Here is a 19,738-nt window from a genome sequence, read left to right on the forward strand (position 1 = left end):
GCGCCAAATTTCCGTGATTAACATCTGTTTTACACGGCCATTTCGGCTGCTGAACAGTGTTTGCCCGATAAGTGGAGAATGAAATGGCTGTACCTAAAAGAAAAACGAGCCCGTCCAAGCGTGGCATGCGCCGTTCGGCTGACGCTCTGAAGACCCCGACCTACGTCGAAGACAAGAACTCCGGCGAACTGCGTCGCCCGCACCACATCGACCTGAAGACCGGCATGTACCGTGGCCGTCAGGTTCTGACCCCGAAGGAAAGCGCATAAGCGTTTCCGTTCGCGGATTAGGTTCAAAGGGCTGGCTCTGCCGGCCCTTTTGTTTTGCATCTGACATGATCTTGCTTGGACGCCGTGGTATCGCTGGCGCCTTGCGTGACGACGCCGCATAAACATGGTCCACCATAAACGCGGTCAAGGAGTTCTGATGCTTGCTGCCATACCGCTGCTGATCCTGCCTTTTGCAATCTACAATCTCGCGATGATCGGAATGTTCGGCGGCCTCGCCGGCCTGAACGCCGACATGGTGTCGCTCTCCATGCTATCAGGCGCGACCTGGACGATGCGCTTCGGCGACCTTCTGATCGTCGGCGCCCTGCTGCTGCTCTTCGTCGAATTGCTGAAAGCGACGCGCACGAGCAGCCGCGCACTGATGGATCATCTGCTCTCGATGATCCTGTTCATCGTCTTTTTGATCGAATTTCTGCTGCTCGCACCGGCGGCAACGCAGCTCTTCTTCATCCTGATGACCATCAGCTTCATCGATGTTATCGCCGGCTTTGCCGTGTCGATGCGCTCGGCCGGCCGGGACGTGTCGATCGGCCTCTAGGTCCAGACGGTTCGGGGCGACGCCGCCCCGATTTCCGCGATCTCTGTTCAGGTGAGGTGAAGGCAGGAACCGTTTTCCTGCCTGGTGGTCCTGCTTAGCCGAGATTGTCGAGCTTGGTCTGGAGCGCGCGAAGCTGCTCCTTCAGCTCGTCGATATCCTTGGCTTCGGCCTTCTTCGTTTCCTTCACGGGCGGCGCGGTGATGAAGGGTGAAAACATCTGCATGGCCTGATGGAACATCTCGGTGTTGCGACGCACCTGCTCTTCGACAAGTTGCAGCGGAACCTGCAGGTTTTTGCCGAGCGGCGTGTCGCCGAAGGCCTTGTTGATCTGCTCGCGCATCTGCGACTGCTGCTCGGTGAAAGCCTGCATCGAGTGTTCGAGATAGCTCGGCACCACCATCTGCATCTGGTCGCCGTAGAACGAGATCAGCTGGCGCAGGAAGGAGATCGGCAGCAGCGTGTTGCCGGTCTTGGACTCCTGCTCGAAGATGATCTGCGTCAGCACGGAATGGGTGATGTCCTCGCCGGATTTTGCATCCTGAACGATGAAGTCCTCACCCTTCTTCACCATCACAGCCAGGTCGTCGAGCGTGACATAGGTGCTGGTCCCGGTGTTGTAGAGCCGCCGGTTCGCATATTTTTTGATAACGATCTGGCCTTCGTGCTTCGCCATCAGGGTCTCCTCTCCCCCATCATCCCGTCTTTATTGCGTTTTTCAGAGTATCCGCAAAAGCGCGCCGCTGACAATGTCTTTGTGCGTTGCGGCGACGCAAGTGCAAAATCTTGCGGTTGCGTTTTAGGTGACGCTTTTGTGGCACTGCATCAAGGCGTTTGACTTGCGTCGCGCGCTTTGCCAGTCTGCCTGCATTAGGCAAGAAGATCTGAGGAAACGTCCCATGAGCAATCCCTCCATCGTGATCGCCAGCGCCGGCCGCACCGCGGTCGGTTCCTTCAACGGTGCCTTTGGCAATACGCCGGCGCACGAACTTGGCGCTGCCGTCATCAAGGGCGTGCTCGAGCGGGCAGGCGTCGAGGCTGCCGAGGTCGACGAGGTGATCCTCGGCCAGGTGCTGCAGGCCGGCGAAGGCCAGAACCCGGCGCGCCAGGCGGCGATGAAGGCGGGCGTTCCTCAGGAAAAGACCGCCTGGGGCATGAACCAGCTCTGCGGCTCGGGCCTGCGCGCCGTCGCGCTCGGCATGCAGCAGATTGCAACCGGTGATGCTGAGATCATCGTCGCCGGCGGCATGGAGTCCATGTCGATGGCGCCGCATTGCTCGCATCTTCGCGGCGGCGTGAAGATGGGCGACTTCAAGATGATCGACACGATGATCAAGGACGGCCTGACCGACGCCTTCTACGGTTATCACATGGGCATCACCGCCGAGAACGTCGCTCGCCAGTGGCAACTCAGCCGCGAGGAGCAGGATGCGTTCGCACTCGCCTCGCAAAACAAGGCCGAAGCGGCCCAGAAGGCCGGGCGCTTTGCCGACGAGATCATTCCCTTCATCGTCAAGGGTCGCAAGGGCGACGTCACCGTCGACCAGGACGAATATATCCGCCATGGCGCAACGCTCGACCAGATGACGAAGCTGCGCCCCGCCTTCGACAAGGAAGGCACGGTCACCGCCGGCAACGCTTCCGGCCTCAATGACGGCGCCGCAGCCACCCTGCTGATGACCGAGGCACAGGCCTCCAAGCGCGGCATCCAGCCGCTCGCCCGTATCGTTTCCTGGGCAACCGCCGGCGTCGATCCGCAGGTCATGGGCACCGGCCCGATCCCGGCGTCGCGCAAGGCGTTGGCAAGGGCCGGCTGGGCGATCGGCGATGTCGAACTGGTGGAAGCCAACGAAGCCTTCGCTGCCCAGGCCTGCGCGGTCAACAAAGACCTCGGCTGGGATCCGTCGATCGTCAACGTCAATGGCGGCGCGATCGCCATCGGTCACCCGATCGGCGCTTCCGGCGCCCGCGTGCTCAACACGCTGCTTTTCGAAATGAAGCGCCGCGGCGTTTCCAAGGGGCTTGCAACCCTCTGCATCGGCGGCGGCATGGGCGTCGCCATGTGCGTCGAGCGGTTCTGATCGGTCTGGCGGCATGAACAGCGCCAGGTGGGTTCCATTTTCCCTGCTTCTGGCCGGTTCGCCGATCGTTTCTGCACATGCCAATCCCGCGCCTCTTAACGAGGCGCGGCTGGTAGAGTGCATGCTGGAACATACGACTTCCGACGAGGAGAGCGTTTTCAAGGACGTGATGGTCGCGGCCTTGAACGATGACGGCGGCGCATTGAAGGTGTCGCTGGAGCAGCTCTCCGCGGTGATGATGGGTCTCGCGCTGGAGAAGTGCGAGGTGGCTCTGTCCGCGCTGGCTACGCCGCAGTTTCAAGCGGCCGCCGGGCTCTACGGGCAACAGGTCGGCGAAAAGCTGATGCAGAAGGCATTCGAAAAACTGAACTGATCAAGTGGGAGGCGCATATGAGCAGGGTAGCATTGGTCACGGGTGGGTCGCGCGGCATTGGTGCGGCAATTTCCATCGCACTCAAGAATGCCGGCTACAAGGTGGCTGCCAACTATGCCGGCAATGACGAGAAGGCTCAGGCCTTCAAGCAGGAAACCGGCATCCCGGTCTACAAATGGGACGTTTCCAACTATCAGGCCTGTGCCGAGGGCATCGCCAAGGTCGAGGCCGATCTCGGTCCGGTCGATGTGCTCGTCAACAATGCCGGCATCACCCGAGATGCCATGTTTCACAAGATGACGCCGGAGCAATGGGGTGAGGTGATCGGCACCAACCTCACCGGTCTCTTCAACATGACGCATCCGCTCTGGTCGGCCATGCGCGACCGTGGCTTCGGTCGCGTCATCAACATCTCGTCGATCAACGGCCAGAAGGGCCAGATGGGTCAGGCCAACTATTCGGCGGCCAAGGCCGGCGATCTCGGCTTCACCAAGGCGCTCGCCCAGGAAGGGGCTGCCAAGGGCATTACCGTGAACGCGATCTGCCCCGGCTATATCGGCACGGAGATGGTGCGGGCGGTGCCGGAGAAGGTGCTCAACGAGCGCATCATCCCGCAGATCCCGGTCGGCCGCCTCGGCGAACCGGAAGAAATCGCCCGCTGCGTGGTGTTCCTCGCCTCCGACGATGCCGGCTTCATCACCGGCTCGACGATTTCGGCGAACGGCGGACAGTTTTTCGTCTGAGCATCAGACAAGCCGAACATTACCGGACGGCGCCTTTCGAGGCGCCGTTTCCATGCGGCGGCAGCGCTGAAAATCCTGCTCGAAATCCTGAAGTTGCGCTGGCAGTTCCGTTGCCGGAGTGGGGCGTAGACACTATATCTTGTGGAGAACAAAGGTGGAATGACGCGCGGTCTGCGAGTCGCTGCCGAATGTTCCCGCACTGGTCGCGACTCTAAACTGCGATTCTCATTCTCTCACTTGGGTGAATCCCTGACGAATTTCGTGAAAAATTTTCCAGGCTTTCCAGAGTCTTGGATTCGGAATCCTTGGACCTGTCAGGCAATGGCAGAGCCGGGATTGTTGCGCGCCAAAGGGCTTGATGCGCGGAATCAGCTCCAGATTCAGCATGTGGTGCAACGTTCGGCGTTGAAATCTATATGTAGTCGTGAACATACAGTGAATCACAATGAGTCGTCGATTCGTCGCCGATTCGTTCCACGGCTGTTCCAATTGTCGATTGCGCCGACCACAACAGGTGGTGCAATGGGCTAAGAGATGCCAAGCGATAGGTTTTAGTTGTCGGCGCCCCTTGCGTTTGGCTCGGTGCGTGGGCATGTGTTTGCCGCCAGCGTGAAAAGACGCTGCCGTAATTTCTGAATGCCCGGGATCGATGACGTGTCCGTTCACCCCATGATCCTGAGCGGCCGCGGTGTCACCGCGGTGCTCGGGCCTACCAATACCGGCAAGACGCACTACGCGATCGAGCGCATGATTGCGCACGACAGCGGCGTCATCGGCCTGCCGCTGCGGCTTCTCGCGCGCGAGGTCTATACGCGCCTGGTCGAAAGGGTCGGCCACCACAATGTCGCGCTGATCACCGGCGAGGAAAAGATCACCCCGCATCGCGCGCGCTATTCGGTCTGCACCGTCGAGGCCATGCCGCGCGAGACGACGGCGTCCTTCGTCGCGATCGATGAAGTGCAGCTTGCCGGAGATCTCGAGCGCGGCCATATCTTCACCGACCGGATCCTGCACCTGCGGGGTCGCGGCGAGACGCTGCTGCTCGGTGCCGGAACGATGCGGCCGATCCTCGAGCAGTTGCTGCCCGGCATCACCGTCGTCGAGCGGCCGCGCATGTCGCAATTGCTCTATGCGGGTTCGAAGAAGATCACCCGCCTGCCGCACCGCACGGCAATCGTCGCCTTCTCTGCCGACGAGGTCTATGCGATCGCCGAGCTGATCCGCCGCCAGCGCGGCGGTGCCGCCGTCGTGCTCGGCGCGCTGTCGCCGCGCACGCGCAATGCGCAGGTGGCGCTCTACCAGGAAGGTGACGTCGAATATCTGGTCGCGACCGACGCGATCGGCATGGGCCTCAATCTCGACGTCGACCATGTCGCCTTCGCGCAGGACCGCAAGTTCGACGGCTATCAGTTCCGCAATCTCAACCCGGCCGAACTCGCGCAGATCGCCGGCCGCGCCGGCCGGCACTTGCGTGACGGTACGTTCGGTGTGACCGGCCGCGTCGATCCCTTCGACAACGAGCTGGTCCACCGTATCGAGGCGCATGAGTTCGATCCGGTGAAGGTACTACAGTGGCGCTCGAAGGCGTTCGACTACGCTTCGATTGCCGCTCTGAAGAAGAGTCTTGAGGCCGCGCCGACGGTTCCCGGCCTTGCCCGGGCGCTACCTGCGGTAGACCAGCAGGCGTTCGAGCATTTGGCCCGCTACCCTGAGGTCGTCGACATCACGACCAATGCCGAGCGGGTGGAAAAACTGTGGGAAGCCTGCGCGCTGCCGGACTATCGGCGCATTACACCGGCTCAACATGCCGACTTGATCTCGACGATCTACGCGGATCTTGTCCGCCGCGGTACCGTAAACGAAGATTTCATGGCCGAGCAGGTCAGGCGGGCCGATCATACGGACGGTGAGATCGACACACTTTCGGCGCGAATCGCGCAGATCAGGACATGGACTTATGTGTCGAACCGGCCAGGATGGCTGGCCGATCCGACACACTGGCAAGAAAAGACGCGGGAAATTGAAGATCGATTATCCGACGCACTACATGAACGGTTGACGAAACGCTTTGTTGATCGCAGGACATCTGTGCTCATGAAGCGCCTGAGAGAGAATGCTATGCTGGAAGCTGAAATCAGTGTGAATGGTGATGTCTTCGTTGAAGGTCATCACGTAGGACAACTAACCGGTTTCCGGTTTACGCTGGCGACCGGCGGCGATGGCCCGGATGCCAAGGCTGTGCAGGGTGCTGCCCAGAAGGCGCTGGCGCTCGAGTTTGAGGCACGCGCCGCGCGGCTGCATGCTTCCGGCAACAACGACCTGGCGCTTTCGTCGGATGGTCTTGTGCGCTGGCTCGGCGATCCCGTCGCCCGTCTGACGGCAAGCGACCACGTCATGCGCCCGCGCGTCATCCTGCTGGCCGACGATCAGCTGCAGGCGAACGCCCGCGAGCACGTTCTGGCGCGCATCGAGCGTTTCGTGAACCATCACATCGGAACGGTCTTGAAGCCGCTCGACGATATTTCGCGCGCTGAAGATCTCGAAGGTCTCGCCAAGGGCCTCGCCTTCCAGCTCGTCGAAAACCTCGGCGTACTGTTCCGCCGCGATGTCGCAGACGACGTCAAGTCGCTCGACCAGGACGGTCGCGCTTCGATCCGCAAGTACGGCGTTCGCTTCGGCGCCTACCACATCTTCCTGCCGGCGCTCCTGAAGCCGGCGCCGGCCGAACTTATCACGCTCCTCTGGGCGTTGAAGAACGACGGCCTCGACAAGCCCGGCTATGGCGACCTCATCCCGATGCTCGCCGCCGGCCGTACGTCTGTCGTTACCGATCCGTCTTTCGAGCGGACCTTCTACAAGCTCGCCGGTTTCCGCTTCCTCGGAAAGCGCGCGGTGCGCATCGATATCCTCGAGCGCCTCGCTGACCTTATTCGACCGCTCCTTCAGTGGAAGCCGGGCACGCAGCCGCGTCCGGAAGGCGCCTATGACGGTCGCCGCTTTACAGCGACCACCTCCATGCTCTCGATCCTCGGTGCAACGCCCGACGACATGGAAGAGATCCTGAAGGGCCTCGGCTACCGCGCAGACAGCGTCAAGGCCGAGGAGGCCCAGGCCTTCCTCATGGGTCAGGATGGTGGTGCTGCGGCTGCTGCCGCCGCTTCCGAACCGGTCGCTGCGGTTGATGACGCCGATGCCGGCGACAGTGCGGCAGAAGCCGAGACTGCAGTCGTCGAGGCACCTGCTGCCGAGGCCGAAAAGGCCGAAGCTGACGTTGCCGTCGCTGCCGACGGGGCCCAGCCTGCTGAGGCTCAGGTGACCGAGACCCAAGTGACGGAGACCGGCGAGCCGGTCGAAGCCAAGCCCGTTCTGCTCTGGCGTCCTGGCACCCGTCAGGACAACCAGCGCCAGGGCGGTGGCCGCCACGAGGGCGACCAGCGTCGCGGCGGTCAGCGCCACGGGCGTGGCCAGGGCCAGGGCCAGGGCGAAGGACGTGAAGGCGGGCGCAAGGGTGGTCAGCAGGCGCGTGGCAAGCGCCATGACGGTGGCAAGCCGGAAGGCGGCCCGCGTCAGGATCGCGGCGAGCGTCATGATCGTCACGACCGCGGCGGCAAGCCGGGTCAGGGCAAATTCGAGGCGCGTCCGCCGCGTCGCGAAAAGCCGGTGGATCCGGATTCGCCCTTCGCCAAGCTTGCTGCTCTCAAGGAGCAGATGAAGAAGTAAGGTAGACCATGGAAAAACAGCCTGCGTCCAACCCGGCATCGCGCCAGCGTCTCGACAAGTGGCTGTTTTTCACGCGGCTGATCAAATCCCGATCGCTTGCGCAAAAGGCGATCGAGGGTGGCCGTGTCGCCGTCAACGACGAGCGCGTGACGCAGTCGTCGTTTCAATTGAAGACGGGTGATATGCTCGAACTTGCGCTCGACCGGCGCAGTCTGATCGTTCGGGTCGTGGGCCCGGGTGAGCGGCGAGGTCCCTATGAGGAAGCGCGTCTGCTTTACGACGATCTGACGCCAGAGCAGCCGAAGGAGAAGTTGTCGGCCTACGAGCTTGCCACGCGCGAGCGCGGAGCGGGCCGGCCGACGAAGAAGGAGCGGCGGGAAACCGATCGGCTAAAGCCCGATTTCGATCCGCGCGAGGACTGATGGGCGCCGCCAACCCTGCCCGCCGCTGGCTGTAAAACACGACGCGCTTTTGCGCGACAGCCTTTAGAAAACTCTGCCTTTGCCGTGGCGTTTCGCGCATTGAATATTCTTGCAAAGGGTCCATAAAGCCTTTACCTGACAGACCCACGTTGGGTGCATCGGGTTTGCTTCGGCAGCTATGCGCGCCGGACATTCCTAGCATGCGCGGACGACGAGCATCACCATTGATTGCCGTCTGCCATCAAACGTGAGCATTGGCTGGAGTACCTCATGACGTATGTCGTGACCGACAATTGCATTCGCTGCAAGTATACGGACTGTGTCGAAGTCTGCCCCGTGGACTGCTTCTACGAGGGTGAGAATTTCCTCGTCATTCATCCCGACGAGTGCATCGATTGTGGCGTTTGCGAGCCGGAATGTCCTGCCGAGGCGATCAAGCCGGATACCGAGCCGGGTCTTGATATGTGGCTGAAACTGAACGCGGATTTCGCTTCGAAGTGGCCGAACATCACCGTCAAGCGCGATCCGATGCCGGAAGCGAAGGAGATGGACGGCGTCGAAGGCAAGTACGAGAAGTTCTTCTCGACCGAGCCGGGCCAGGGCGACTGAGACGAAGCGGTCGCCGCCGTTCGTCGAGGCTGACGAAGCAAAGCTGCCGCCGGGGCGCAAAGCTGGGGAAAACACGAGCCGCGCTCGCAGTTGCGAGAATGGTGGCTTGATGGCTGCCATGCAGCAAATTATTGATTTCGGCACTTTTTTGTGATAGGTTCCTTCTACTGATCCACAGAGGGTGTTTTTGCGCGCCCGAAAACCATCACGAAAGCAAACGATCTCCAAAACGCGGTTTCTCCCTAGTACGCAACATGGCGTTGCTCTGTTGTGACCGCATTTTATGAGGCTGTTTGCATTCCTTGGACGGACCAGGATGTACCCACCCGGCGGTATCCCCGTCTATCCCGGGCCTCACTGACCCGGCCCCGGCCAGAATGGCCGGCGCGAAACAGGGAGTTTTTGAAACGAATGACGACCCAGCAGAAAAAATCTTCGACACGCCAGGGCTTCAAGACCGGTGAATCGATCGTCTATCCGGCCCACGGCGTTGGCCAGATCGTGGCGATCGAAGAGCAGGAAGTCGCCGGCATGAAGCTTGAGCTTTTTGTCATCGATTTCGAGAAGGACAAGATGCGCCTGAAAGTGCCAGTGGCCAAGGCCGTCAGCATCGGCATGCGCAAGCTCTCCGAAACCGATTTCGTCGACCGCGCGTTGAAGGTTGTGCAGGGCAAGGCTCGCGTGAAGCGCACCATGTGGTCGCGCCGCGCCCAGGAATACGATGCCAAGATCAATTCCGGCGACCTGATTTCCATCGCGGAAGTCGTGCGCGATCTCTACCGCGCCGAAAACCAGCCGGAACAGTCCTATTCCGAACGCCAGCTCTACGAAGCTGCCCTCGACCGCATGGCGCGCGAAATCGCTGCCGTCAACAAGATGTCGGAAACCGAAGCTGTTCGCCTCGTCGAGGCCAACCTCAGCAAGGGTCCGAAGCGCGGCAAGGCGATCGACGAAGACGACGCTCAGGACGAAGCTGCATAAGCTGTCTGACTGCACTGAGACTACCAAAAAGCCCGGCCATCGCGCCGGGCTTTTTCTTTGATCGCATGGAACTTTTGCCGTCCGGGCGCATTTATAAAGGCCGGCAGAAGCGCGCCGCTTTCGCGCCGGGCGATCTTGCTTCTGTGATCCCGTCACCGTTCAGGTTCGTGACTTCGAAGTTAGGGCGCCGCGTCGTTTCTTCAAGTTTCGACATCGCGGCGCGAGACGCCCCCTGCTGCCGGACACTGCATCCGTCCGGCCTTTTGGACTTCACACGCAATGGCGCCCGGCGCCAGTCACGGAGTGATCGATGAAGACTCTCACTGCAGACCGGCGGATGATCAAGATCGCAATGGAGGCGCCCTATCTCGAGCGCGACGAGGAGCACAAGCTGGCGCAAGCCTGGCGAAACGACAACGATCAGGAAGCCCGCAACAAGATCGCCATGTCGCATATGCGTCTGGTGATCTCGATGGCCGCGAAGTTTCGCAATTTCGGCCTGCCCATGGGCGATCTCGTCCAGGAGGGCCATATCGGTCTCCTGGAGGCGGCGGCCCGTTTCGAGCCGAGCCGCGAGGTCCGCTTCTCCACCTATGCCACCTGGTGGATCCGGGCGTCGATGCAGGACTATGTCCTGCGCAACTGGTCGATCGTCCGCGGTGGCACCAGTTCGGCGCAGAAGGCCCTGTTCTTCAACCTTCGGCGTCTTCGCGCCCGGCTTGCCCAGGGCGACAGGCAGCTTACATCGCAGGCTATGCATGAGGAGATTGCGGCTGCCCTCGGCGTCAGCATCGCCGACGTGCAGACGATGGATGCACGTCTCTCTGGCAGCGACACCTCGCTGCAGGCGCCGGTCGGCGGCAGTGATTCCGATGGCGGTGAACGGCTGGATTTCCTCGCCAGCGACGCGCCGCTGCCGGACGAGCAGGTGAGCGAGATGATCGACGGCGAACGGGCTCGTGTGTGGCTGCGCGACGCGCTGTGCGCGCTGACGGAGCGCGAAATGCGCATCATCCGCGCCCGGCGGCTGACGGAAGAAGGAGCGACGCTCGAAGAGCTCGGCATCGATCTCGGCATATCCAAGGAACGTGTGCGGCAGATCGAAACTCGGGCGCTGGAGAAGCTCCGGGCGGCCTTGGCGACGCGAGCGCCGGCGCTGACCGCAGGCATTCATTGACCGCCTGACGTCGACCGTCTGCCGCCATGCCCGTACTATTCGCCGGAACCCCGCATTGCGCCGGGAAGCGGCACTGTCCGCTGTCAATTTGGCGATGACGATTGGCGCAGCGTGCTTTCGTTCGTGACCGTTCAGGCGCCTCGCGACGTGCTTGCCTAGCAGATGGCAGGCAATTCACGCTCGCAACCGAACGTGCTTCAGCTGCGCCTGTCTCAATCCTATTCGGAAACGATCTTCACCCTGTCGCCCGGCTTCACCGTCGAGCTGACCTGCATCGCATTGATCACCCGGAAGAGGTCGAGCTTACGATCGGTTCCCATCATGCGGGCCGACAACGTGGTGATCGTGTCGCCGGGCCGGACCGTCACCACCCGGATCCGCAGCGGCTTCAGCGACTGCGTCTCAGCGGCCGTCATGCGGCGGAACGTGCTACGCAACTGGTTTGCGGTCGGCTCGAGTGCACTCGACCCCTTGGGCACAGCGGTCAGGAAGCGGTAGATCCGCGTGTCGATGCGGATGACCGTCACGTCGAAATCCCAGCGGTCGGCGGAGGCGCGCGCGGTTGCGGCTTCCAGGCCGTTGACGCTGATCTGCCGGATCGTGTCGGGCTTCAGGCCGGTAACCCAACCGCTGGCGATATAGTCTGTCAGGCTCCGACCGCCCGTGTCGGCGACGCCATCGAAGCGCACGGCGATGTCGCCGGCGCCGGTCGCCAGAACCGCTTCGGCCTTGTTGTCGATCTGGAACCCGGCGGGCACGTCGAAGCGGATGCCGAGTTGGCCGTGCAGGAAGGTCTGGCCGCGCACGTAGCCCTCCTGCGGGCTGTCGCCATAGAGCAGGCCGTCGATGCCGGCGAGATAATAGTCGCGACCGCGGTCGCCGCTGGTGCCTTCCGGACCGAAGGCGCGGGCGTGCCGACGCGCGAGATCGACACGCTGCGGCGCGTTCGGGTGGCTCGACAGGAAGTCGAGGCTCTGGTCGGATTCCGGATCGACCGCCGTGAAGCGGCTATAGGCGGCCATCGAATCGAGGAAGCGCGCCGCTGCATAGGGGTCGTAGCCGGCTTCGCCGAGCATGCGCACGCCGATCACGTCGGCCTGAAGTTCCTGGTTGCGCGAGAAGGCCGCGAGCCGGAGCTTGCCGCGCGCGAGCGCCTGCTTGCCGGCGATATCGGAGGAGAGGACTTCGGAGACCACGCGGCTGGCGATCACTTCGGCTTCCTCGCGCTGCTGACGCTCGATGCCGTGGTTGGCGGTGACGTGCGCCATCTCGTGCGACAGCACGGCTGCGACCTCGGAGGCATCGTTGGCAAGCGCCAGCAGGCCGCGGGTGACATAGAGATAACCACCGGGCAGCGCGAAGGCGTTGATCGCCGGCGAGTTCAGGATGGTGATGCGGTAGGACTGCTGCGGATTCTCGGAGACCGCCGTCAGCGCGCCGGTGATGCGCGCGACCAGGCGCTCAGTCTTGGCGTCCTTGTACTCGCCGCCGTAGCTTGCGACGATGCGCGGATGTTCGCGCGCGCCCAGCTGCGCCCGCGGATCGTTCTTCTGAACTTCCTCGACGATCTGCGGATTGGAGGAGGGCGAAACGGTCGGCTGGTAGGTCTGCTCGATCACGGATTGGCATGCGGAAAGGAGCGTGGTCGCAAGCAATGCAACCACGGCGCGTCCACGCAGCCGTCCGCCCTTCGGCGGGAACCGGTCGTGTGTGACTGTATGCCTCTCCATGCCTCAGCCCGTTCCCATCCATCGCTCCGCCCGCATCCTGCGGACAAGTGGAACGACAGCGTTGAAAGTCCTACTTTTTCAGCCCGGCAGCGTTGCTCTGCCGCGACCTCTCAGTCCTGGTCTTGCTGTATCTGATTTCAGCGCCACCTGCCTAGTTTGTCTCGGTAGAAATAGTTGCCCCGTGGTATCACGGCAACGGATGCGGGAATATTCGCGCCTTGCCGGATATTTCGCGCGTCGCATGGCGCCGCGGTCAAATTGTGGCAATCGGCCAAGGGCGTGGAGAATCCGATCCGTCCTTCAAGTATTGCCGAGAAAGCGGTCGATCGCCGCATTGTCCCGCCGCGCCAGGAAGCGGTCGAGGCTGTCGTTTGCGATGATACGCCCCTGGTCGAGAAAAAGCACGCCGTCGGCCAGGGCCTTCACGTCTTCGGGATGGTGCGTGATCACCAGGATCGTGTTGCCTTCCTCCGCGTGCAGTTGCCGCAGGAGCGAGCGCATGCTGGCGCGCATGCCGGGATCAAGCGCTGCGAAGGGCTCGTCGAGCAGTAGCAGGGGGCGCTTTCGCACAAGCGCGCGGGCGAGGGCGACGCGCTGGCGCTCGCCGCCTGAAAGCGTCGGCGGCAGCCTTTTCCCGAAGCCTTCGAGCCCGACGCGGCGAAGCGCGTCTTCAATCTTCTCGCGGTCGGTTGCGCTCAACCGAAGCGCCGGGTCGATGCCGAGGCCGATGTTGGTCGCGACGTCGAGATGGGCGAAGAGGTTGTTGTCCTGGAAGATCATCGAGACCGGCCGTTCCGACGGCGCCCGATCGGCAACGTTCTCGCCGAGAATGCGCACCTCGCCGCGATCGGGATCCTCGAACCCGGCAATGAGGTGGAGCAGCGTCGATTTGCCGGAACCCGAGGCACCGGCGACGGCGACGATGCCCCCCTTGGCGATGGTGCAATCGAAGGTGAGCTTGGCCGTTTCGAAACGGACCTCGACATCGCGCAACTCTATCGCGGGAACGGGATCGATCATGCTTTGCGTCCTTCCGGCCGGCTGTCATTGGCCGTGCCGAGGATGGTGAATATCAGGCAGAGAAGCCCGAGGAAAAGGGCGAGACCGGCGGCGTCGGCGGTGCGGTAGCTCCCCATACGGCTATAGAGCAGCCACGGCAGCGTCACCATGTCTTGGCTGCCGAAGAGGGCGACGGCGCCGAGGTCGCCAAGCGACAGCGCCATGGCGAAGGAAAGGGCCATCAATAGCGGCTTGCGCAGCGCCGGAAAGTCGATCCATCGCAGACGATCAAAACCACGAATGCCAAGGCTTGCCGTCAGCCGTTCGGACCGTGCCGCATGGGTCGCCATTGCCGGCGCGAGGGTGCGGTGGACGAAGGGCAGCGCCATCAGCGCGTTGATCGCAACGACGATGGCGGGTGCAAAGCGCGCGACGTCACCGAAGGGACGCAAAAGCAGGAACCATCCGGCGCCCAGCACCACCGGCGGCACCAAGAGGATCAGCGAGGTGCTGGCACCGATGGCACCGGCAAAGCCGTGGGAGAGCGACGTCGCGTGACGCGGCGCGGTGGCGGTTGCCGCCGCCCGGATCATCACGGCTGCCATGGTGACGGAGGCGAGTGCCGAGGCGAGCGCGATTGCCGCACTCGTCAGCAGCGCCCGGTGCACCGCCGGATCGCGGGCGAGCTTCAGCAGATCGGCTTCGAGTCCGGAGATGAGAACCGCGACCAGCGGCGCGCCGAGAAACAGAAAGGCAAGCGTGATCCAGGTGCCATCACTCAGGCGCGCGATCCTTGACGCGCCATCGAAACGGCGCACGGTGCGGCCACCGGTCATGCCCTCTTCCGGCTCGGTCGCCAGATGACGAAGCAGGAGCAGCAGCAGGCCGGTCATGGCGATCTGCAGGGCTGACAGCGCGATCGCGCGCGGCGGATCGAAATCGAAACGCAGCGCCTGGTAGATCGCCACTTCGATTGTGCTGGCCGCAGGCCCGCCGCCGAGCGTCAGCACGAGGGTGAAGCTGGTGGCGCAGAGCATGAAGACGAGGCCGGCGGCACCCGGCAGGAGGCCGCGCAGGACGGGCCATTCGATGAAGCGAAAGAGTGCCCGTGACGGCATGCCGAGATTGGCGGCGCTGCGCCAGTATTCGGCGGGGATGCGTTCGAGCCCGGCCAGGAACAGGCGCGCCGCAAGCGGCATGTTGAAGAAGACGTGGGCAAGCAGGATGCCGAACAGGCCGTAAATGCTGACGGGCTGCGCGAGGCCGAGCCAGCGCAGGCCGGAATTGAGGAAACCCTGCCGCCCCCAGATCTCGATCAGCCCGAGTGCGCCAACCAGAACCGGCAGTCCGAGTGGCAGCGCCATCAAGCGCAGCAGCCAGATGCGGCCGGGGAACTGCGGCCGTCGCGCCAGCGCCCGGGCGACGGGGATGGCAAAGAGCACCGACAGCAACGTCGAGAGGGTCGCCTGCAGCAGCGTGAAGCGGGTGACGCGCCAGATGTAGGCGTCAAACAGCGCATCGTCGCTTGCGCCGCCCGTCAGGCTCAGCAAGGCGACGATCGCAAGACCGACGAAAAGGACGAAGACGCCGAGGCAGGCTGCCCCGGCGACCACTGTCATGCGATTTTCGCGCAGTGCGAACAATCCGGCCTCAGTTCTTGCTCATGGCGGCAAGCCATTCGTCGATCCAGGCCTTGCGGTTCTTGGCGACTTCCTCCGAGGGCAGGAGGAAGGTGTTTTCCGGCTTGACCAGCTTATTGAAGGCGTCCGGCAGCGGCTCCTTGGTCGCTGCGACCGGCATCATCCAGTTCGTCGTCGGGATGATCGACTGGAAGTCCGGACCGGTCATGAAGGCGAGGAACTGCTTTGCCAGTTCCGGCTCCTTGGCGTTCTTGGTCATGCCGGCGACTTCGATCTGGATGTAGTGCCCTTCGGAGAAGGCAGCGGCCTGGTAGCGCTCGGTGTTTTCCGCGACCATGTGGTAGGCCGGCGACGTGGTGTAGGACAGCACCATCGGCGCCTCGCCCTTGGTGAAGAGGCCATAGGCTTCCGACCAGCCGGGGGTGACGGTCAGAACGCGGTCCTTCAGCTTCGTCCAGGCGGCACCCGCCTCATCGCCATAGACGGCCTTGACCCAGAGCAGGAGGCCGAGGCCCGGCGTCGACGTACGCGGATCCTCGATGACGATCTTCTGCGACGGATCGCCTTCCACCAGCTCCTTCAGGCTCTTCGGCGGCGTCTTCAGCGTCTCGGTGTCGTAGACGACGGCGAAGTGGCCGTAGTCATAGGGCAGGAACGTGTCGTCCGAGAAGTTGCCGGGAACGGTGACGCCGGTTGCCTCGACGCCGTGCGGCACGAAGAAGCCCGTTGCTTTGGCTTCCGCAACGAGGTTGGTGTCGAGGCCAAGCACGATGTCGGCCTTGGAAGCCTCGCCTTCGAGCTTCAGGCGGGTGAGCAACTCGACGCCGTCGGCCACGCCGACATAGTTGACCTTGCATTCGCAGGTCTTCTCGAAGGCTTCTGCGACCTTGGCGCCCGGGCCCCATTCGGTGATGAAGCTCTCATAGGTGTACACCGTCAGCGTCTTGTCGGCGGCGGTCGCGGCGCCGGAGAAAACAAGGCTCGCGGCCGTCGCAAGGGCTAGCCGGCTAAAGAATTTAAGTTGCGATGAATTGGACATGGCGAGGACCTCTCTCCCAAAGTTCGTTGTTGCATGGGAAAAGGGCGTATCGATCCGATCGCGTCTAATCCCTCCGCCGGTATGAGCCGGATCAGGTTCCGCGGGTTGGCGTTTTGACGCCTCTCAGCCTCCGGCCGCAATGCGGTCGGGAGGCACCCCGTTAGAGCGGCAAGAGATTTACCGCTGCCTCGGTCCCATGGCAAGCGATGTTTACGGCGAAGCAAGGGGACGCTTGGCCAGCACAATGGCTCGTGTTTGCGTATGCCGCCAACTGCGCTACACAACGGCAGCGAGGAGGAAATGTCATGCCCGATATGCTTGTTCGACTTTATGCCCTGCCGGCTGAACCTCAGTCGAAGCTTGGCCTTGGCATCAGCATTCGCCGCGCCATGGCGCCGGAGCGCCGCCTGGTTGTTTCCTGGATCGAAAGGACTTTCGGTGCCGGATGGGCGGGCGAGGCGGAAGCCGCCTTTTCCTCCACCCCTACGCGCATGCACGTCGCTGTCCATGACGGAAAGATCGTCGGCTTTTCCTGCCACGACGTAACGGCACTCGGCTTCTTCGGTCCGACCGGCGTCGACGAAAGCATGCGCGGGCAGGGGATCGGTGAGGCGCTTCTGCTTGCAAGCCTCACGGCGATGCGCGAGGCCGGCTATGGCTACGCGATTATCGGCGGCGTCGGGCCGGCGAAGTTCTACGAGCGGGTGGCCGGCGCCGTCGAAATTCCGGATTCGACCCCCGGCATTTATGCCGGCATGCTTTTCCCCGATCCGGTGCCCGAGGGGCATTGATGGTCTGACCAAAATATCGAGAACCGCTCGTTCGACGGTTTTCTTCGTTTTCCTTCGGCGGTCCTTTGCGCTATGGGCTTTGCCATGTCTCGATCGACCTTCACCATTCTGCTTGGCGGCGCCCTTTCGCTGACCGACCGGCTGGCTCACCAGCTGGCCGCAAGTCGCTTCATTGCGGCTGACGGCGGCATGCGCCATGCCCGATTGCTCGGCATCGTGCCGGATGTCTGGGTCGGTGATTTCGACTCGACCGAGGAAGCCCTTCTTGCGGACTACGCCTCCGTCCCGCGCGAGCCCTATCCGGCGGCGAAGGCCGCGACGGACGGGGAGATCGCGGTCGAGGCGGCGCTGTCGCGTGGAGCCGACCGCCTGATTTTCGCCGGCGCACTCGGCGGCACCCGCAGTGATCACGCCTTCATGCACCTGCTGCATGCTGTTGCCCTTGCCGAGCGTGGCCTTTCCGTGTTGATGACCTCGGGCGAGGAAGAGGCCTATCCGCTGCTGGCCGGCTCGCTCGACCTTGATTTGCCGAAGGGCTGCCTCTTCTCGGTGCTCGGGTTGACCGAGCTTACCGGTCTTTCGATCGTCAATGCGCGCTATCCGCTCGACGATTTCACCTTGCCGTTCGGCTCGTCCCGAACCGTTTCCAACGTTGCGGAGGGTCCCCTTCGCTTCACTCTCCAGAGCGGTCGCGCCATTGTTCTCGCCCGCCCCTATGATCTTTCCGGAGCCTGAGCCTTGGCGCCTCCCATTCTGAAACTCGACGACATCTTCCTCACCTTCGGTGGCGCGCCGCTGCTAGCCGGCGCCAATTTTCAAGTCGAACCGGGCGACCGCATCTGTCTTGTCGGCCGCAACGGCTCGGGCAAGTCGACGCTGATGAAGATTGCCGCGGGTCTGGCCGAGGCGCAGTCGGGCGAAATCTTCCGCCATCCCTCCGCGACCATCCGCTATCTGCACCAGGCGCCGGATTTCGACGGCTACGACACCGTGCAGGCCTATGCCGAGGCAGGACTCGGCCCGAGTGACGATCCCTATCGCGTCGCCTATCTGCTGCAGCACCTGGGGTTGACCGGCGAGGAAGACCCGAAGCGCCTTTCGGGCGGCGAAGCGCGTCGCGCGGCGCTTGCCCGTGTCATGGCGCCGGAGCCGGATATCCTGCTGCTCGACGAGCCGACCAACCATCTCGACCTGCCGACGATCGAATGGCTGGAAGACGAACTGATCCGCAGCCGTTCGGCGCTCGTTCTGATCTCGCACGACCGGCGCTTCCTGGAAAAGGTCTCGACCGCGACCGTCTGGCTCGACCGTGGCCAGTCGCGGCGGCTCGACCGCGGCTTTGCCCATTTCGAGGCCTGGCGCGACGAGGTGCTGGAGGCCGAGGAGCTGGAGCAGCACAAGCTCGGCAAAGCGATCGAGCGCGAGGAACATTGGCTGCGCTACGGCGTGACCGCACGACGTAAGCGCAACATGCGCCGCCTCGGTGAGCTGCAGACCATGCGGGCGACCTATCGCGGCCACAAGGGGCCGCAGGGAACGGTACAGGCGACGGCCGCCGACGCCAAGGAATCGGGCAAGCTGGTGATCGAGGCGGAGAAGGTCACCAAGGCCTATGGCGAGCGTACCATCGTCGCGCCGTTCTCGATCCGCGTGCACCGCGGCGACCGCATCGGTCTGGTCGGCCCGAACGGCGCCGGCAAGACGACGCTTCTGAAGATCCTGACCGGGCAGATCGAACCGGGTACGGGTACGGTCAAGCTCGGCACCAATCTCGAAATCGCGACGCTTGACCAGAAGCGCGAAGACCTCAATCTCGACGAAACGCTGGCGCACTACCTGACCGACGGGCGCGGCGACAACCTGCTGGTCAATGGCGAGCAGCGCCACGTCACCGGCTACATGAAGGACTTCCTGTTCCAGCCGGAGCAGGCGCGCACCCCGATCCGCGAGCTTTCGGGCGGCGAGCGCGCAAGGCTGATGCTGGCGCGCATCCTCGCGCGCGCAACCAACCTTCTGATCCTCGACGAGCCGACCAACGACCTCGACATCGAGACGCTCGACCTCCTGCAGGAGATCGTCGCCGGTTTTGCCGGAACGGTGATCCTCGTCAGCCACGATCGCGACTTCCTCGACCGCACCGTCACCTCGACGATTGCGCCGGCCAATCCGGAGGCGCCGGATGGACGCTGGATCGAGTATGCCGGCGGCTATTCCGACATGATGGCGCAGCGCAAGGGCGCGATCGAGGAGAAGCGCAAGGCCGAGAAGGCGGAAAAGGCCAAGGCCGAGGCGGCGGCCCCTGTCGCCGAAGCGCCGAAGGCTGCCAAGGGTAAGCTTTCCTACAAGCAGAAATTCGCGCTCGAAAACCTGCCGAAAGAGATTGCCAAGGCGGAAGCCGAGGCTGCCAAGCGCGAAGAAAAGATGGCGGACCCCAATCTTTTCACAAAAGATCCAAATGCTTTTGCGAAGCTGGCGCAGGAGCTGGAAAAGCTGCGTGCCGACCTCGCTCGCATGGAAGAGGAATGGCTGGAGCTCGAAATGCTGCGCGAGGAGCTTGAGGGCTGAGACACAACAAAGACGGTCCCGCGCGGGATTGCGAAGGTAATAC

The 19,738-nt window shown here is 63.0% G+C and carries 18 protein-coding genes and 1 riboswitch; of the genes, 13 read left to right on the forward strand and 5 right to left on the reverse strand.

Features of this window, described 5'->3' with window-relative positions:
• The first annotated feature begins 83 nt into the window (after nt 1-83).
• Nucleotides 84-269 carry a 50S ribosomal protein L32 gene (gene rpmF, locus ASD63_RS24955; protein ID WP_034802928.1) on the forward strand — a complete coding sequence of 62 codons (186 nt, stop codon included), beginning with the start codon at nt 84-86 and terminating at the stop codon, nt 267-269.
• Between the two features lie 157 nt (nt 270-426).
• Entirely contained in the window at nt 427-828 is a 402-nt protein-coding gene (locus tag ASD63_RS24960; protein WP_034802925.1) for a membrane protein, read from the forward strand.
• A gap of 94 nt (nt 829-922) precedes the next feature.
• On the opposite strand, the gene phaR is transcribed toward ASD63_RS24960, so the two are convergent.
• Nucleotides 923-1,501, reverse strand: coding sequence for a polyhydroxyalkanoate synthesis repressor PhaR (phaR, locus tag ASD63_RS24965; protein ID WP_034802922.1), 579 nt, complete (start codon nt 1,499-1,501; stop codon nt 923-925).
• Between the two features lie 223 nt (nt 1,502-1,724).
• Here phaR and ASD63_RS24970 point away from each other — a divergent pair, with 223 nt between their 5' ends.
• The 8 genes from ASD63_RS24970 to ASD63_RS25005 all read left to right on the forward strand — a co-directional run bounded on the left by ASD63_RS24970 (nt 1,725) and on the right by ASD63_RS25005 (nt 10,931).
• Nucleotides 1,725-2,906, forward strand: a complete 1,182-nt coding sequence (locus tag ASD63_RS24970) for an acetyl-CoA C-acetyltransferase (protein WP_034802919.1) — start codon at nt 1,725-1,727, stop codon at nt 2,904-2,906.
• A gap of 13 nt (nt 2,907-2,919) precedes the next feature.
• A complete protein-coding gene (locus ASD63_RS24975) occupies nt 2,920-3,279 on the forward strand; it encodes a hypothetical protein (protein ID WP_034802905.1) in 360 nt (119 codons plus the stop codon).
• A gap of 17 nt (nt 3,280-3,296) precedes the next feature.
• Entirely contained in the window at nt 3,297-4,022 is a 726-nt protein-coding gene (locus ASD63_RS24980) for a beta-ketoacyl-ACP reductase (protein WP_034802902.1), read from the forward strand.
• 654 nt (nt 4,023-4,676) lie between these two features.
• Nucleotides 4,677-7,742, forward strand: coding sequence for a helicase-related protein (locus tag ASD63_RS24985; protein WP_034803172.1), 3,066 nt, complete (start codon nt 4,677-4,679; stop codon nt 7,740-7,742).
• A gap of 8 nt (nt 7,743-7,750) precedes the next feature.
• Nucleotides 7,751-8,164 (forward strand): RNA-binding S4 domain-containing protein, encoded by a 414-nt coding sequence (locus ASD63_RS24990; RefSeq protein WP_034802899.1) that lies wholly within the window; start codon nt 7,751-7,753, stop codon nt 8,162-8,164.
• A gap of 270 nt (nt 8,165-8,434) precedes the next feature.
• Entirely contained in the window at nt 8,435-8,773 is a 339-nt protein-coding gene (fdxA, locus tag ASD63_RS24995) for a ferredoxin FdxA (RefSeq protein ID WP_034802896.1), read from the forward strand.
• A gap of 411 nt (nt 8,774-9,184) precedes the next feature.
• Entirely contained in the window at nt 9,185-9,754 is a 570-nt protein-coding gene (locus ASD63_RS25000) for a CarD family transcriptional regulator (RefSeq protein WP_034802893.1), read from the forward strand.
• 310 nt (nt 9,755-10,064) lie between these two features.
• Nucleotides 10,065-10,931, forward strand: a complete 867-nt coding sequence (locus ASD63_RS25005) for an RNA polymerase factor sigma-32 (RefSeq protein ID WP_034802890.1) — start codon at nt 10,065-10,067, stop codon at nt 10,929-10,931.
• 218 nt (nt 10,932-11,149) lie between these two features.
• On the opposite strand, the gene ASD63_RS25010 is transcribed toward ASD63_RS25005, so the two are convergent.
• The 4 genes from ASD63_RS25010 to thiB all read right to left on the reverse strand — a co-directional run bounded on the left by ASD63_RS25010 (nt 11,150) and on the right by thiB (nt 16,339).
• Nucleotides 11,150-12,661: a M48 family metalloprotease gene (locus ASD63_RS25010; protein WP_034802887.1), complete on the reverse strand. Its 1,512-nt coding sequence runs from the start codon at nt 12,659-12,661 to the stop codon at nt 11,150-11,152.
• 300 nt (nt 12,662-12,961) lie between these two features.
• Nucleotides 12,962-13,681: a thiamine ABC transporter ATP-binding protein gene (gene thiQ / locus ASD63_RS25015; RefSeq protein WP_034802884.1), complete on the reverse strand. Its 720-nt coding sequence runs from the start codon at nt 13,679-13,681 to the stop codon at nt 12,962-12,964.
• The gene (gene thiP, locus ASD63_RS25020; protein ID WP_257785172.1) at nt 13,678-15,303 is read right to left on the reverse strand and encodes a thiamine/thiamine pyrophosphate ABC transporter permease ThiP; all 1,626 of its coding nucleotides are present in this window, start codon (nt 15,301-15,303) and stop codon (nt 13,678-13,680) included. The genes thiQ and thiP overlap by 4 nt, the downstream gene beginning before the upstream one ends.
• Before the next feature lie 7 nt (nt 15,304-15,310).
• Nucleotides 15,311-16,339, reverse strand: a complete 1,029-nt coding sequence (gene thiB / locus ASD63_RS25025) for a thiamine ABC transporter substrate binding subunit (protein ID WP_034802881.1) — start codon at nt 16,337-16,339, stop codon at nt 15,311-15,313.
• A 51-nt stretch (nt 16,340-16,390) separates the two neighbouring features.
• Nucleotides 16,391-16,509, reverse strand: a riboswitch (TPP riboswitch).
• Nucleotides 16,510-16,644: 135 nt separating this feature from the next.
• Between thiB and ASD63_RS25030 the strand changes: the two genes are divergently transcribed.
• The 3 genes from ASD63_RS25030 to ASD63_RS25040 all read left to right on the forward strand — a co-directional run bounded on the left by ASD63_RS25030 (nt 16,645) and on the right by ASD63_RS25040 (nt 19,695).
• Entirely contained in the window at nt 16,645-17,130 is a 486-nt protein-coding gene (locus ASD63_RS25030) for a GNAT family N-acetyltransferase (protein ID WP_034802878.1), read from the forward strand.
• Between the two features lie 84 nt (nt 17,131-17,214).
• The gene (locus tag ASD63_RS25035; RefSeq protein ID WP_034803166.1) at nt 17,215-17,865 is read left to right on the forward strand and encodes a thiamine diphosphokinase; all 651 of its coding nucleotides are present in this window, start codon (nt 17,215-17,217) and stop codon (nt 17,863-17,865) included.
• Nucleotides 17,866-17,868: 3 nt separating this feature from the next.
• A complete protein-coding gene (locus ASD63_RS25040) occupies nt 17,869-19,695 on the forward strand; it encodes an ABC-F family ATP-binding cassette domain-containing protein (RefSeq protein ID WP_034802875.1) in 1,827 nt (608 codons plus the stop codon).
• The last annotated feature ends 43 nt before the right edge of the window (nt 19,696-19,738 follow it).

It is taken from the genome of Ensifer sp. Root558 (genome assembly GCF_001427045.1).
GTDB lineage: Bacteria > Pseudomonadota > Alphaproteobacteria > Rhizobiales > Rhizobiaceae > Ensifer > Ensifer adhaerens.